Origin of the sequence: Microcoleus sp. (genome assembly GCF_041354475.1) — a bacterium.
In the GTDB taxonomy this organism is placed as follows: Bacteria; Cyanobacteriota; Cyanobacteriia; order Cyanobacteriales; family Microcoleaceae; genus Microcoleus.
Map to the genome: position 1 here is coordinate 54,173 of NZ_JBGJZU010000017.1, position 15,685 is coordinate 69,857.

Here is a 15,685-nt window from a genome sequence, read left to right on the forward strand (position 1 = left end):
ACCGTCTTGGTGGTTTCTATATTTTCCACAGGGCATTTCAGACATTTATTCGGACATTTATTCAATAGGCATCTCCCAAAACTCTTGTGGGGTAGGCATTTCACCTGCCCTTAACTGATTTTTATTGAGATGACTAATGAATATTGTCGCAAATTTGGGCTTTGGTGTTTAGCCGCGGATGCCTAGACGGGCAATCAATGCTTTGTAGCGCTCGACATTTTCCTTTTGCAGGTAGGCCAGCAGGCGCTTGCGACGGCCGATCATCATCATCAAACCACGGCGAGAAGCGAAGTCTTTTTGGTTGATTTTGAGGTGGGCGCTGAGTTTGCTGATGCGATCGGTCAGCATTGCGACTTGAACATCTGGCGATCCGGTATCGGTTTCATGGGTTTGGTAGTCGCCCATGATTTCTTGCTTGCGTTGTTGTGTAAGAGCCATGAATTGATTTTAGGTTTTTTTGTACTATCTCACAATCCCTGATTATATCACAGGGGAACCACAAACGATCAAATTTGCAATCGCACTTGCGAGATTAGCCATCGAGGCAGAAACCGGGTTTTTTACGAAAATACTGCACGCCCAGTCTTAAATACGGATGAAAAACCCGGTTTCTTGAGATTTATCGGCTCAAATAAGTAATGGCCTCTTTGATCCAATCATCGGCATTACTTTTTTTTGCTAAATTACTATCCTGACTCAGGGTTTGCAGCGCTTGCAAGACTTCAGCCCCGGTGTAACCCATCGCCAGCAAGACCATTTCCACTTCTTCTTGAATAGCCGCAGGTACTCCGGCGGCGACTGAGGTGGTCAAACCTTCCTGTTGTCGCCATTGTGAAAGTTTACTTTTAAGTTCCAGGGCTAAACGTTCTGCGGTTTTGGTGCCGACGCCTGGGGTTTTGGCGAGGATGCGGGTATTGCCGCCGACGATGGCTTGGACTAAATCTGGCAATCCTAGGGTATCTAAAAGTGCGATCGCCAGTTGAGCACCCACTCCACTCACACTGGTTAACAGTCGAAATAAATCTCGTTCGGTGGCACTACCAAAACCGTACAACACAATTTGGTCTTCTTTAACTTGTTGATGAGTAAAGATTTGGGCGATTTCCCCAGAGGGAGGTAATTCACCACTCACGCGGGGCAAAATTTGGATTTCATAGCCAATTTGATTGACTTCGAGAGTCAGGATGAAGCGGTTACTGCCTTTGCTGATGTCGGCGACAGTGCCTTTGAGATAGCTAATCATAAATCTGTATAAAACGACTCAATATACCGTTATTTCAATTCAAAATCAAATTCCGTTTAACGAAAGACAAATCCGGTTTCCCAAAATTCACCACAAAAGCGACATTTAAATTTTCCAAAGATTTGATAAACCACATAATTTCCTCAGCGCCTTTCCCTTCATAGTGATTGAATAAAATAGAAAATCGCTTTTCCAAATCAGGCTTAACTTTACCAGAAAGTAGTACCAATTTCAGCAGTAAACCCATGGTTCTGCTGGGACCTAGATTGTAAACTAAGTCATAAAAAATGTAGTGGCTAGGATGGTGTTCATTTTCCACTACTAAAAAATTGAATAATTCATGACAAGTCTGAACTAACAACAAATTATTTAACTTCATCGAGTCATTTTCTCGGAGGGTATTTTTGATGTATTTGTACAAACGACCGCTAAATTGACGTCGGCCGTATTCAGGTTCCACCGCTGAGATTAAATATTCATACAAATCAACTTTAAATGATTGATAGGAGCGAGTATTTCTGGCCTGTCTTAAAAATAACTGAGCCGACTCTTTGTAAGTGCGATCGCCACTCACCTTTCCAGCAAATTCCCGGACGGCTAAATGTAATTCTGCATCGTTCAAAAGCGTGGGATTGGGGGCGGGATTTACAATCCCAATTTCGGTCTGTCCCGGCGCAACTAAATAGTTTAAATAAAGAGATAAGTCGGTTTCAAATTGCTGTTGCCTTTGAGATTGCAGTCGTTGGATGGTTTGCTGTTCTTCTGCAATGCTTTCCTTGCTCAACAGAGAATAACCGTATAAATAAGGATATCGAAAAATTATTTCTCCCAAGGTAGTGTGAGTCTGTTTTTGCTGAAGTTGCGAGCCTAGTTCTACAGCTTTTACCAAGCGTTCTAAATTGACAAATTCTTCACTTTTAGTAAATAAATTTATTTGACGCTGCAAGCACTTGACTATGTAAAAATCCATCCCAAATCTGGGTGAAGTTTGCTTAAATAGACCTACCAAATTTGCGATCGCCAATTTGTATTGGGAATTCAATTGCCATCGGTTGATGGGGATGTAACAGCAGCGGTGGAGGATGTATTTAAACTCCTGTTCCGATCGCTTTAGAGAGACTATACTATACAAAGTGGCTTCTATGTCTGGATCGGGATAGCCCATACCATCTATAAATAGCTGCCGGAAACGCTCTATCACCTGTACCGGCGATTCTGTTTGGACGCAGGAGATTATGTGGTTGTACAGTTTCTGTTCGTCGCGGCTAGCTGGAACAGTCTCTAAGGGTGCTGGGTTGACAAGACTACTGTCTGTAATAGTTTCGGAAATTGGTGCCAAAACCACTGCTGGTTTTTCCGGTAAATCTCGATCGGGATGTAAGAAGCTATAGTGTTCTGGACTTAGTTTTTTATTGGCGGTCCAATCTAAGGCAGCTTGCAAACTTTTTCCCGTCAATAATTGGGACTTATCTTGACGTTCGGAAGCCAGCCATGCTGTGAGTGATGCTTTGTAGGGAGCCAGATTCCCCAACTCTTTTTCTACCCAAAAAATATTGAATACTGATTCATAAATCCGGTTGGCTACTGCTAGTTTATTCCGCGAATCTTTGACAACCAATCCTAATTTTTGTAATTCGATTTGTTCGGGAGATGAATCCGCAGCTACTCCCCCGGTTTCCCCTAATTTTTCCGAAGCGGGGGTTTGCAAAATTTGCTGGTATAACCCTAACAATCGACTGCTGTCGCAGGAACTCTGGAAAATGCCTCGGCGAATTGCTGTTAAATGTTCTGGCTTGTCCCAATCTTCCCAGTTTTTTATAATTCTAATTTTCGCTAATTTTTCAATTTCTTTTAGTTCGCAATTTCTGCCAATGAAAGATCCATACTCAGCTACCAAGCTGCAAAGCTTTTGAGTCAAAAACGGTTGACCACCTGTCCAATCTAATATGGCTTGGAGCACTTTTTGAGGTCGAAATGCTTTGACTGCTAATCCTTTGGCGAGGGGGAAACTTTCGTGTAATTCCAATCGGTCTAAATGAATTGGTCGTGCTATGTTAAACGGGTTGCACTTGGTGTCTTCGATTAATTCTGAGGGTACGGTTACTCCCATCAGGGCAAAAGTAATTCGCTCGTAGTCCTGTTGATGGGTACGCTTATTGTAACAATTTAGAATTAAAGCAAAAAAATCTTTAACACTGAAATTTAAATGGTTAATACTGTCTATGTCATCGATGAAAATTACGATATTTTGTTGATTTTTCAGTGATTTTAACAGAACTTTTTCGATAAATATCTCTAATCGCTGTACCGGTGAGAGTAGTTCGCGGTCGTTCCACCATTTGAGAGCATCAAACCTATTTGTGAGGTTAAAACTGCTGGCTATGCGATACATAATTCCCCCATACCACTTTTGCGGGGTGATATTGGGATTGCTGATGGTTTTCAAGTTAACTGCTGCAATCAATGTACCTTCTGCTTGCAGTCTTTTCCCGGTTTGCAGCAGTAGGCTGGACTTTCCGGTTTGTGGCGGACTGAGGACATAGCAGTAGTTCCTGTTTAGGAGTTGTTTGTAGAGTTCTTCGTCTGCGGGCCGCTTGACATAGGTGGGGGCGCTGACGGGGAGATATCCTCCTACTTGATATTGATAAGTTGTGTTTATTTCCGTTGTCACCTGCTGATCGATCAAGACGGTTCACCTCTATTTTGTCCGATTGAAGGGTTACAAATTTCCGTTATTTGCCAGTTGATTTAGTTGAAACTTTGGGTTTCTATTACTCCATTATCTACTAATTATCGTGGTTATTTTCAATCTTTACTGTATCTTTGCAATAGGAAATCTTCCCATGGAGCGATCGTCGTCCGACCCGTTGTGGTTATTTATACTGGTTGACATTATAAGTATGTTGATTTTTACTGGGACGCGATCGAGAATCCCCACATAGCTTTGTATTTAGACTGTGTGTTTACATTGTTTTACAATAATACTTTAAAATTCAGTCGGTGGTATAATGCGATCGGGGAAACTTATAACCTTTAAGTTTCTGCTTTCAGCTACCTTGGCCTTCAGGCCCAGTACCTTTCTACGGAAAATACTGGCTCAGTCATAGCTGGCAATAAAAAACCCCAGCTTTTTGCTGAGGACTGCTTGAGTGGGAGATATCGTTAATCTGCGTTTTTTTAAGTTGACTTAGATCGCATGAAATTTCATGCAGGTAAAAGATGCGCCCTGATGGATTAACTACCCGATGGATTAGCACCCTGATGGCATAACTCCCTGATAGATCGTGGCCCTGATGGCATAAGCTCCACTACCCAAAATATTCGGGTTGGTGGATGATCGTGGATACTACTAACACGTCACTTCCGGCGCGACCGATCGCTCAGGGTGTGCCTGTCTGAATTGATTATGACAGGCAGATTTCTCCAAAGGCAAGTGGGCTATTGCATCAACCCACTTGTGGCTGGTTGGAGTTGCCAAAAAGTGTCAATCTACGCAAATCAGGGTCATCGAAAATGAAATACAGCATCTTAGTTTTAGGCGTACTCGATCTAGGTAGCCCCAGTGTGGCTGGTCTTGCTGCTGCTGGAAAATTTGTTCGCAGTGGTGGGGCTTTGGAGACTTATCCCGACTTCCATTACACTGGAACGAATGAGGATGGGGAGCAAGAAGAGGTAAAAACAGGAAAAGGATAGGAACTTCTAAGGGATGAGGTGATGGCTGTTGTCCTGTACTACCTGTGGGAGACGGTTGAGACTTCATCCTGCTCTCAGTCTACCTAAATTCCAGATGTGAGTGGGAAAATAAAAAGATGAGGCCAGTCTTGGGATAGATCTTCTCCATCTGTCAACTGAGCTAGCTTCTGATTTTCTGGCCAATCAGATGCAGGCTTCGATCCTATTTAAGTTCATAAAAACCCAATGGAAAACACACTCGTGACTACTCGCAGACAGCGGGTATTGACAAGAACCCAGGAACGGCGTCAAGCTACACCCAAAGAAAAAGAGCTGATTCACTTGCTGGCGAATATGGCTTGCAGTTTGGTGAAGTATGACTATCAGCACGCTAGCGGTAAGGGGGTACTCCCGCCATCGGAACGGAAGCTTTTGGCCCAATGGCATTACCTGCGAGTTGAGCAAATTCGCCGTATTGAACGCAGTTTGGAGCCTGTAGCTGCCCTGAAGCGGGTGTATTACAAGAGCATCCTCAGTCCTAGGGATTTGAAGTCTTTGAAACTGCTGTGGACGGAAGAGGATAACAACCGGGTTAAGCGAGTCGATCCTGATTTGGATGATATCCTCAGCGAAGCTTTGGATCGGGGAGATACTTTAAAACAGTTATTTCATTCGATCGAGGTTAAGGAACGTCAATTTTCGGCTACTCCCTGCCCTGGGGTAGTGCCTCTGTGGGTGAAAGAGTGGGAACTTGCGGGATATGATATCAACTATTTTCCGCCTTCGTTCTCTGCGTGGGCTTCGGTAGTGGACGATTAGGCTCCAGAAAACTGTTGTGAACTACTCACCGCTCACCTAGAGTACCAGGTATGGCGGGGGACTTTCCGGCGGTGTAAGTTAAATCGGATCGTCAGATGTCGATCCTTAATTTATTTTTGTTTGTTCCCATTCCTGATGACTGTGGGGGAACTCGGATGTTCCTGCCCCTTTGGGGCGGGGACATCCCAACAGATAGAAGTGAATCGGAGTCAGTACCATTGTACAATGGGGGAAAACCAGGGCTTCAGCTAATAGCTGATAGCTGATAGCTGATTGTTTCTCATGACTGACTCGATTTCTACTTCTCCATTAGACTCGGCGGCTGTATCAGCCGAACTCCGCTCTCTGTTGAGGTCGGGTTCGGAAAAAACTCAACTGCAATTTCTGCAACAGATGGCAGATTCCAGTTGGGATGTATTGATGGAATTTTTATTAGAGCGCAAGTCGGATGAACCGACGGCAGTAATGGGTAAGGCTTACCAAATTTTGTATAGTGCTAATTCTCCGAAAGCGACGGAGTTTTTGCAAGTGCATTTTCCCACAGGGGTTGTGCCACTGCGATCGGACTCGAATATTGATTACACTCCACTGCAACAATTATTGGCGCTACAGGAATTTCAAGAAGCCGATCGCTTGACTTTAGATAAACTTTGTGAATTGGCGGGGGAAACAGCTTCGGCAAGAAAGTGGCTGTATTTTACCCAGGTGGAAAGTTTGCCCGTGGCAGATTTACAAACAATCAATACACTGTGGAAGGTTCATTCTGAAGGCAAATTCGGCTTTTCGGTGCAACGGGAAATTTGGCTAAGTTCGGGTAAAAATTGGGATAAGTTGTGGCCGCTAATTGGCTGGAAGAAGGGGAATAATTGGACTAGGTATCCCCAAGAGTTTATTTGGGATTTGAGCGCGCCTAGGGGTCATTTGCCACTGTCGAATCAGTTGCGGGGCGTGCAGCCTTTTTCGGCTCTGATGGCTCATCGGGCTTGGTTGAAATGATGAAAAACGAGTTTGTTTGTTGATTTAGCAACATTTTGGACATTTAACCGATTCTCGATCGCTTTTACCCAAAGGCATTCTGCATTCTTCATTCTTCCTGATATCTGAATCTATGTTACTTCCAGACGATCGACGAACCAAGTTAGACGACACCGACGACAACTTATTCTATGCTTATCCCCGGTTTGTGACTCATGTTGACGAGGGATTTATTCAGCAATTAACGGAGTTGTATCGGGAGCGGTTGAAACCGCATACTCGGATATTCGATATGATGAGTAGTTGGGTTTCTCACTTGCCAGATGACATCGAGTTTGCCCATGTGGAGGGGCACGGCATGAATCAAGAAGAGTTGGCTAAAAATTCGAGACTCAACCATTATTTTGTCCAGAATTTGAACGCAAATCCCGAATTGCCGCTAGCGGATGCTGAGTTTGATGCTGTTGTCAACTGCGTTTCGGCACAGTATTTGCAACACCCGGATCTGATTTTTGCCGAGATTCACCGCATTTTGAAACCGGGTGGTGTGGCAATTATCAGCTTTTCTAACCGGATGTTTTATCAAAAAGCAATTGCGGCTTGGCGGGAAGGTTCGGAGGGCGATCGGGTAGAATTGGTAAAGAGTTACTTTGATGCTGTCAAAGGAGCGAATATACCCGGATTTAGCAAACCGGAAATAATTTCTAAGCAGTCCAGTTTGCCGAGTTTCATGAAAATGCTGGGAATAGGAAGTGGCGATCCTTTTTATGCTGTAGTTGCTTACCGCCAATCTTAGGATATTGAAGTCGAGTTTTCCTGGTAGGGCAATTAAATTTCAACGGTAAATTTAAAAGTTAAAAACACTGGATTATTGAGTTATATCGTTTCCGGCTGCATCGGAATGATTTAACCGCAGAGAACACAGAGGACACAGAGGGAGAGAATAGAGATCTGAATCATTCAGATGCTACCGGATTTGATATTATTTACCGTTGAGTTACCACACTCATCAACCTCTGGACCAAAGAATTTGGGAGTTTTGGGAGGGGGGAATTTATTTTGTGTTAACATTAAAATATCATTGATACCTATTGTCTATGAGTAACAGTACAATGTGTCAACATTGATAATGATTAGAAGTAAGGTAATTGGCATTGACACACCAAGAATCTCCTGTGATATCGTTAAGTAAAGGGTGAAACTGTCAATCGGAATATGCGCATAAGCGATTATTTTTAGTAGCCAAATATAAAGAGGTCAACATGGAAACAGAACAAGACCCTAATATCGTAGAAATTAGCACCCAAACCAGACCAGTGCAGCAATTCTCCGCCGAGGAAGGAGAAGAGTCAGGCGAAAAGCCTCAAAAATCCTTGAATATAGCCCCGCTATTGAGGACTTTTAAACGGAAAGCCTTGATAATTATTGGGATTGTAGCCCTAGCAAGTGGTGGCATAGTCTACCAGATAAAAGGTAGCAAGAAAACCTATCAAGGTGATTTTCGGATGTTAGTGGAACCGGTAACAACCGAAGCCAGGATTGCCGATCCCTCTGCTTTGGCGAATCGCGAAGGTGGAGTGCCGAGTCGAGATTTTTTTAGTCTCGATTACGCAACTCAACTGGAAATTCTCCAGAGTCCTCAAATGCTGTCAGAGATTACCAAAAAAGTCAAAAAGCAAGATCCCAAATTTACTGAAGAGATTCTCAAAAAAGGATTGCTAGTATTGCGCCTGGGAGAAACTGAACTGAATAAAACTAAAATTTTGGAAGTGAGATTCTTGGGTCAAGATCCTAAGTTAGTGGAATTGGTTTTACAAGAAACTAAAAAGAAATATTTAAAGTACAGTCTTGACGAACGCAAAAGTCGGATTGGTGAAGGTGTGAAATTTATTGAAGACCAGCTTCCAGGACTTAATAAGCGCGTCAACGATTTAAAGTCTGAGTTGCAGATTATCCAACAGCAGCAAAGGATAGCAGATCCGAAAGAACAAGGAGCGCAATTGATCCAGCAAGTTCGGAATATAGAAACCTTACAACTAGAAACCCAAAGGCTGCTAGAAGAGCAGAAGATTCTGTATGCAAATTTGCAAAAACAATTGGATTTTACACCAAACGAAGCTATTGCAGCGTCAGCTTTAAGCGAAGAACCTCAATACAAAGAGCTGCTGACAAAGGTTAAGGAAGTAGAAGGTCAGATTGCGGTAGAAACAGCTCGGTTTAAGTCGGCGAATCCGATAGTGGAAGCTTTAGAGCGGAAGCGGGCCAATTTAATAGCATTACTAAATAAGCAAACCGACAGAATTTTGGGTCAAAATCTAGTAGGAACTCAGGCAAATTCTAAAGTTCAAAATTTCCAGAATTCCATTCGTATTGGCTTGATTAAGCAATTGGTTGATACTGCTAACCAAGTTCAAGTTTTAGAGGCTCGCAATCAAGCGATTACGCAGACAAGAAACAATTTGGATCGACAAGCAAAAGAATTTCCTACCGTAGCCAGACGCTACAACGAACTGCAACAGCAACTAGATATAGCTGCGCGCACGCGGGATCAACTTTTGACTCAACGGGAAACGCTACGGGTGCAAGCGGCTCAAAGCCAAGTACCTTGGGAAATAATTTCTGAGCCTCAAATACCGCGAGATCCTGACGGGAAGATGATTCCTGTGGCATCTAAAAATACCAATAAATTAATGATGGGGGTGCTTGGGGGGCTAGTTTTGGGTCTGGTGCTGGCGATAATCATCGAAAAAATACAGAATACATTTTACGGTGCTGACGATGTTAAAGATGCTGTCGATCCACCTTTGTTGGGTGCAATTCCTGTCAATAAAACTGCTAAAAATTTCTATCCGTCTATTGCAAATGCCTATGAGGTTCTGGAAAACAAGGAGAATAAGTATAAAAAAAATGCTGCGGAATTTATAGAAGCTTTTGACTCTCTTTATACTAACATTCGTTTTCTGTCTTCCCATCGAGCGATCGCCTCTTTGGTCATCGGTTCGGCTACGGCGGGGGAAGGCAAATCTATCATCGCTTTCAATTTAGCTCATGTGGCAGCGCTAGCAGGTCAGCGAGTGCTGTTAGTAGATGCGAATTTGCACGATCCCAGTCTTGATTTGCTGTTAGATTTGCCAAATTCCAAGGGATTGAGCGACTTGTTGCAAAATAAAATTGAATTCAAGGAAGCGATTCAACGATCGCCTGTAGCGGATAATTTGTTTGTGCTAACTGCGGGAATTCCTCAACCGGGCACTTCCAGACTGCTGGCTTCGTCTCAGATGCAGTATTTAATGGCAGAATTTAATGGCATATTTGACTTGGTGATCTACGATACGCCCCCGCTGGTTGAGAGTAAAGATGCTAATTTTTTGTCTGCACGGACAGATGGCATACTGATGGTGGTATCAATTCTCAAGGTTAAGAATTCTGTAGTGAAGAAAGTTTTCGCTCAATTAGAAAACTTTGGCATTCCTTGTTTAGGAACCGTTGCTAATCATATTGGTAAAGCCAAAAAGTATCAAGCATCAAAAGCACCTGTCGTGGCAGATAAAAATCAATATTTGAATTTTACCCCAGTCCCTACCAGTCTGCCTAAATTAGCTCCTAAAAAAGAGTGAGTTGGATGCTGGTTTGACTCACCAATGATTCGGGAGTTGTGATATTGAGTAGAAAAGATTAAATGTCAAATTTAGGGTATACCTCAGTTTATGAAACCATATCAGCAAATAGCGATCGATGAATGCGGAGAAGCTTTAGTGGCAATTCCGGCTGACATATTTGCTTTGGAACAGCCACATCCCTATCAAAAATTAGGGGCTCCTTATCAGGAAAGCAAAGTTGATTCTCCTTACTATCTACGCCAAGGAGTTATAGATTGTTTGATGGTGGCTCAAAAACGGTTGCAGCAAGATTATCCTGATTGGCGAATTCTGATATTTGATGCTTATAGACCAGTGGAAGTGCAGCAGTTTATGGTAGATTTTACTTTAGCTGAAATTGCCAAAGCTCAAGGCTATGAATTGCCAGTTTCCGAAGACAAAAAACAAGTAATTCTAGAGCAAGTGTATCAATTTTGGGCGATGCCGAGTCTCGATCGCGCTACACCGCCACCCCATAGTACGGGTGCAGCCTTAGATGTGACTTTAGTCGATCGCCAAAACCTGCCAATTGATATGGGTTCTCCCATCGATGAAATATCAGAACGTTCTTATCCTGATTATTTTGCCAGCAGTAAGGAACCCGCCGAACAAGCATTTCATGGTCGGAGACAAATATTAAAAAATGCGCTGATTGCTGCTGGTTTTCGACAGCATCCTCACGAGTGGTGGCATTTTTCCTTGGGAGATCAGATGTGGGCTTGGTCCCTGGGTGAACAACAGGGGGACAAACAATTTGTCGCCCGATACGGGCGTTATTGAAAGAAGGAAGAAAGTCCTTCGACTGGGAGCATCTCGATTTTGCATAGGCGAAGCATGACCGCAGATAAGTTATTGGTTAAAAGGAAAGATTTACTACGGTCATGCTTCGCCCCTACCGATATATTTGCAAATTCGGGATGCTCCCCTTCGACTTCGCTCAGGAACCAGGAAGAAGGTGCTTCTACTAGGGTGGGCTAAGGGAGTGAGGAATCAGGAAGAAGCAATTGGGGGCAAGGGTTTGAGCAATTAAGAATGTCCTCAAAGTATTGACGGTGGCTGTGATTTTGCTAAAGTGTCGATCGCCCTCAATGAATGGAATCAGAATAGACCCAGACTCTTGCCACGGGAGTAATGGTGCTTTAAGATGAACGAAAGCGAACAAGTGCAGACAAATCCAGTCAGCACCGCAAACCCTAAAGGATAACTCAGAGTTAACCAAATGAAAGCATTAATCCTCTCTGGCGGCAAAGGAACACGTTTGCGTCCCCTCACCTATACGGGTGCAAAGCAGTTGGTTCCTGTGGCAAATAAGCCCATACTGTGGTACGGAATTGAGCTAATTGTGGCGGCAGGGATTACGGATATTGGGATTATTATTAGTCCCGAAACTGGTGAAGAAGTGAAAGCTAAAACCGGAAATGGCGATCGCTTTGGTGCGAAAATTACTTATATTTTGCAGGAAAAACCAGCGGGATTAGCTCATGCGGTTAAAATCGCCCAACCATTTTTGGGAGATTCTCCGTTTATCATGTACTTAGGAGACAACTTAATTGAAAGTAAACTAAATCCGTTTTTAGAGACTTTTAACAACAACAAACTAGATGCTTTGATTATGCTGCGGCAGGTTTCCAATCCTACTGCTTTCGGTGTAGCGACAGTGGATGAAAAAGGGCGAGTATTGCAGCTAGTAGAAAAACCGAAAGTCCCCCCTTCTAATTTAGCATTAGTTGGGGTTTACTTTTTTGCTCCTACGATTCACGAGGCGATCGCCCAAATTCAACCATCGGCCCGTGGCGAACTAGAAATTACTGATGCCATTCAACAGCTCATTAATCAGCAAAAAAAAGTAGAAGCTTGCAATCTAGAAGGTTGGTGGTTGGATACGGGCAAAAAAGACGATTTGCTAAGTGCTAACCAAATTATCCTAGATAGCTGTATTGTAGCTTCGACAGAATTAAAAGTAGATGCAAAAAGTCAAATTATCGGGCGAGTACAAATTGGAAAAAGCAGTGAAATAGTTAACTGTACGGTACGGGGACCAGTGGTGATTGGGGAAAATTGCCACATTGAAAATTGCTTTATCGGACCTTACAGTAGTATTGCCGATCGAGTCACGATGATTGATGCGGATATCGAACACAGTGTCATCTTGGAAGGTGCTAAAATATCAGGGATCGAGCAACGAATTGTGGACAGCGTAATCGGCCAGCGAGCTCAATTAACTAATGCTCCTATCCGTCCGAAAGCGCTGAGGTTTATGATTGGGGATGACAGTCAAATCGAGTTGGTGTAAGTTTGGAGATTGCCAATATCGGAAGCAATCATGCGGTTTGACAAGAAATAAATGTTTTTGTGGGGTGGGCCCGAAAGCCCGCCCTGGAACAGGTTAAGATGGGTGTTCCCCAAGCATCGATACTAAGTTATCTAAAGGAGAGAAAAGTTTGCAGTCAGAAGAAATACCAACTCAACAAATAATCGATAAATTACGACAAACTTTGGAACCACGAATTGGTATTGTTGATTCGCCATTGTCTGTGACCGAAAAAAGTGCGATCGCCCTTGAGGAAGAAGATGAAGATATCGCTCTGTTAAAAACTGGTTTTGATATTTACAATATCCCAATTACCTCTTACCAAAGGAGGCTTGGTTCCGCAGTAATCGCCGTTAGAAAAATAGTCAGAAAATTGCTCAGACCTGTACTAGAAAGACAAGTAATTTACAATTTTGCCAATACCCGCGTCGTTCAAACATTGAGCAATCAATTGCAAAAATTGCAGGAGAATCAGCAAAGCCTAGAGAAAAAAATTCAATCTGAATTTAGCAACGAGTCTCCTGAAGTTAGAGCTACACTTGAGATTCAACAAACAGCGATAGCAGCACTGCAATCTGAAATAGAGCAAATAAAAGCTATACAGGAGCAGCATTCTGCTATGTTAGAGGAAATCAAGGTGAAATTGCTTGATACAGCGCGATAGAATATCAAAAATGACTCCAAGCAATTTTCGTTCCCTAAGTCTCCAAATTTAGTCGCGAGAGTAATCTAAGTTCTAAAATCTAAAATCTAAAAGCTAAAATTTGATGACGACACTACCAATATGCTCGCTAATTATAGTTAATTATAACGGTTTTCGCCAAACTAAAGATTGCTTAAAATCGCTACAAAAACTTGCGTATCCAGAAGAAAAACTCGATTTAATTTTAATAGATAACTGTTCTCAAGACGACTCTGTTGAATCTTTGCGAAAATGCTTTCCCAAAGTTCGTATTGTGGTAAATTCCGCCAACAACTTTGCTAAAGCTCTTAACTTGGGTATCAGCCAAGCTCAAGGACAGTACATCGCATTTCTAAATAACGATGCTACCCTGGAAAGTTCGTGGTTAGAAATTTTAGTTAAAAAACTAGAAACAAACCCCAAGGTTGGTGCTGCTAGTGGGAAATTGCTGTTCAAAGATGGGCGAATTAATAGTGTGGGAATTCAGCAATTACCTAATTTTTATTGGCGAGATGTGGGCTTTGGGGAGAAAGATGCAGGACAATATGATACAGAACGTACCGTAGAAGGTTTGTGTTGGGCTACGGTGCTATTTCGTAGGGAATGTCTCGAAGATGTGGGACTGATAGACGAAGATTTTGTGATGTATTTTGAGGATGTTGAGTTTGCGAAACGCTGTCAAAAGCGGGGTTGGGAAATGCTTTATACTCCCGATGCGATCGCACATCACGAATACCGAGGTTCAAGTCGGGGAAGTAAACTCACGGAGTATTTTTGTAACCGTAATCGTTTTTTGTATTTGGCAAAACACGAACCTTTGCAATTAGTTTCTGCTATTCATACTTCGGATTTTTTTACGAACAAACAGTATGATTTGTTGTTCGAGAGCATATTTGTGGCAATTAAAAAATTGCTAGAGTATCAGAAGCCGGAAATAGTGGAAACCGTGCTGTCGCAATTGTCGGAAAAGTTAGCGGTGATTTATAGTCGGCTGAAAGTCGATCGCATTTTGTCTCGCTTAGAGGTGGTTCGAGGCGATCGCCAAATGTCGATCGGGATTTACGATCACGGACTGCATTTTATTGGTGGGGGACAAAAATATGTAGCGACGATGGCTTCCCTGCTGCAAAATCAATTTAATATCACTTTTATTACTAACAAACCAGTAGCGATTTCAGATTTAGAATCCTGGTACGGAATCAACCTTTCAAAATGTCAAATAAAAGTTATTCCGTTGCAGTTTTACGAAAAGCGCGGAATGCAGTGTATTGATTCGAGCATGATTACCGATGACTTGGAAAATCCCTTTGATGAAATTGCCAAAGAAAGCAAAAACTATGATATTTTTGTGAACGCTAATCAACTGGAAAAAGTCAAACCATTGTCCCCAATTTCAGTATTTTTCTGCCATTTTCCCAATACTTTTCGCAACCGTCATTTTGCGGTTGATGACTACACGTTCATGATTGCTAACAGTCAATTTACTGTCAAATGGTTGGAGAAACGCTGGAATCTCAAACCCACTTTTTTACTGTATCCGCCCGTAGAAATGGCAACTTCTCAAGTGCCGAAACAAAACATTATTTTAGCTGTGGGACAGTGGGAAGCTGGGGGAACTAAAAAGCAAATTGAATTAATTAAAGCTTTTCACAGTTTGCGGGAAAATTATCCAGAACAACTGCAAGGATGGCGGCTAGTTTTGGTGGGAAGTAGTGTTCCTCGCAATCCTTATTTAAAGACTGTTCAGAATTTATTGAAGCAAGATTCGAGGGCGATCGAACTTAAGGTCAATGCTGACTTGGATGAGGTCAAATCGCTTTATGCTAAAGCCAGTATATTTTGGCACGGCTGCGGTTTGGGAGAAGTCAATCCCCAAAGATTTGAACATTTCGGGATGGCGACGGTGGAAGCAATGCAAAACCGTTGTGTTCCGATTGTTTTCAACGGTGGTGGACAACCGGAAATTGTGGAACATGGGCGATCGGGTTTTTTATTCAACACTGTGGAGGAACTGTGTCACCATTCCCATCAACTGATTGCTAATCCTGATTTGTTAGTAGAATTTCAAGGGTTTGCTGAACAACGTGGCGAATGTTTTAGCAGTGCATATTTCGAGGCAAAAGTCAAGCAATTTTTTGAGCTAATTCGCCAAGAATATGCTACAATTCCTCTGCCCAATCCAGGGTATGTTGCTCAAATGCTCGATGTCGATCGCGATCGATAAATTGCTCCGATGCGGGTTTTACCAACAATATTTAATGATGACAAACAAGTGATATAAACCAGCCCCCACACCGCCAATAACTTACACCAAATCTGACTTCTTTCCAACCATAAAAATCTAC

General features: G+C 42.7%; 12 protein-coding genes. 9 read left to right on the forward strand and 3 right to left on the reverse strand.

The features are described from left to right. Positions 1-168 precede the first annotated feature (168 nt). The 3 genes from rpsO to ACBR23_RS09355 all read right to left on the reverse strand — a co-directional run bounded on the left by rpsO (position 169) and on the right by ACBR23_RS09355 (position 3,914). Positions 169-438: a 30S ribosomal protein S15 gene (rpsO, locus tag ACBR23_RS09345; RefSeq protein WP_341734492.1), complete on the reverse strand. Its 270-nt coding sequence runs from the start codon at positions 436-438 to the stop codon at positions 169-171. A gap of 181 nt (positions 439-619) precedes the next feature. After that, complete coding sequence (gene ruvA, locus ACBR23_RS09350; protein WP_341739046.1) at positions 620-1,243, reverse strand: Holliday junction branch migration protein RuvA; 624 nt, start codon at positions 1,241-1,243, stop codon at positions 620-622. A gap of 34 nt (positions 1,244-1,277) precedes the next feature. Then, a complete protein-coding gene (locus tag ACBR23_RS09355; RefSeq protein ID WP_371119030.1) occupies positions 1,278-3,914 on the reverse strand; it encodes an AAA-like domain-containing protein in 2,637 nt (878 codons plus the stop codon). Between the two features lie 842 nt (positions 3,915-4,756). Between ACBR23_RS09355 and ACBR23_RS09360 the strand changes: the two genes are divergently transcribed. From ACBR23_RS09360 to ACBR23_RS09400, 9 genes are all read left to right on the forward strand, one after another. Continuing rightward, a complete protein-coding gene (locus ACBR23_RS09360; protein ID WP_341739044.1) occupies positions 4,757-4,936 on the forward strand; it encodes a hypothetical protein in 180 nt (59 codons plus the stop codon). 225 nt (positions 4,937-5,161) lie between these two features. After that, entirely contained in the window at positions 5,162-5,734 is a 573-nt protein-coding gene (locus ACBR23_RS09365) for a hypothetical protein (RefSeq protein WP_340523647.1), read from the forward strand. Between the two features lie 282 nt (positions 5,735-6,016). After that, positions 6,017-6,730 (forward strand): GUN4 N-terminal ARM-like repeat domain-containing protein, encoded by a 714-nt coding sequence (locus ACBR23_RS09370; RefSeq protein WP_341739043.1) that lies wholly within the window; start codon positions 6,017-6,019, stop codon positions 6,728-6,730. Positions 6,731-6,842: 112 nt separating this feature from the next. Beyond that, a complete protein-coding gene (locus ACBR23_RS09375; RefSeq protein ID WP_371115688.1) occupies positions 6,843-7,505 on the forward strand; it encodes a methyltransferase domain-containing protein in 663 nt (220 codons plus the stop codon). Between the two features lie 466 nt (positions 7,506-7,971). Beyond that, positions 7,972-10,326 (forward strand): GumC family protein, encoded by a 2,355-nt coding sequence (locus ACBR23_RS09380; RefSeq protein ID WP_371115689.1) that lies wholly within the window; start codon positions 7,972-7,974, stop codon positions 10,324-10,326. Between the two features lie 90 nt (positions 10,327-10,416). After that, entirely contained in the window at positions 10,417-11,127 is a 711-nt protein-coding gene (locus ACBR23_RS09385; protein WP_371115690.1) for a M15 family metallopeptidase, read from the forward strand. A 439-nt stretch (positions 11,128-11,566) separates the two neighbouring features. Then, positions 11,567-12,640 (forward strand): glucose-1-phosphate thymidylyltransferase, encoded by a 1,074-nt coding sequence (locus ACBR23_RS09390; RefSeq protein ID WP_341739039.1) that lies wholly within the window; start codon positions 11,567-11,569, stop codon positions 12,638-12,640. 148 nt (positions 12,641-12,788) lie between these two features. Then, positions 12,789-13,322 (forward strand): hypothetical protein, encoded by a 534-nt coding sequence (locus ACBR23_RS09395; RefSeq protein ID WP_371115691.1) that lies wholly within the window; start codon positions 12,789-12,791, stop codon positions 13,320-13,322. 103 nt (positions 13,323-13,425) lie between these two features. Further along, entirely contained in the window at positions 13,426-15,564 is a 2,139-nt protein-coding gene (locus ACBR23_RS09400; RefSeq protein WP_341739037.1) for a glycosyltransferase, read from the forward strand. Positions 15,565-15,685 lie beyond the last annotated feature (121 nt).

What these genes read in the sequence shown, in the direction of transcription:
- rpsO (WP_341734492.1), bottom strand. Translation starts at nt 438, where the DNA reads ATGGCTCTTACACAACAACGCAAGCAAGAAATCATGGGCGACTACCAA.
- ruvA (WP_341739046.1), bottom strand. Translation starts at nt 1,243, where the DNA reads ATGATTAGCTATCTCAAAGGCACTGTCGCCGACATCAGCAAAGGCAGT.
- ACBR23_RS09360 (WP_341739044.1), top strand. Translation starts at nt 4,757, where the DNA reads ATGAAATACAGCATCTTAGTTTTAGGCGTACTCGATCTAGGTAGCCCC.
- ACBR23_RS09365 (WP_340523647.1), top strand. Translation starts at nt 5,162, where the DNA reads ATGGAAAACACACTCGTGACTACTCGCAGACAGCGGGTATTGACAAGA.
- ACBR23_RS09370 (WP_341739043.1), top strand. Translation starts at nt 6,017, where the DNA reads ATGACTGACTCGATTTCTACTTCTCCATTAGACTCGGCGGCTGTATCA.
- ACBR23_RS09375 (WP_371115688.1), top strand. Translation starts at nt 6,843, where the DNA reads ATGTTACTTCCAGACGATCGACGAACCAAGTTAGACGACACCGACGAC.
- ACBR23_RS09380 (WP_371115689.1), top strand. Translation starts at nt 7,972, where the DNA reads ATGGAAACAGAACAAGACCCTAATATCGTAGAAATTAGCACCCAAACC.
- ACBR23_RS09385 (WP_371115690.1), top strand. Translation starts at nt 10,417, where the DNA reads ATGAAACCATATCAGCAAATAGCGATCGATGAATGCGGAGAAGCTTTA.
- ACBR23_RS09390 (WP_341739039.1), top strand. Translation starts at nt 11,567, where the DNA reads ATGAAAGCATTAATCCTCTCTGGCGGCAAAGGAACACGTTTGCGTCCC.
- ACBR23_RS09400 (WP_341739037.1), top strand. Translation starts at nt 13,426, where the DNA reads ATGACGACACTACCAATATGCTCGCTAATTATAGTTAATTATAACGGT.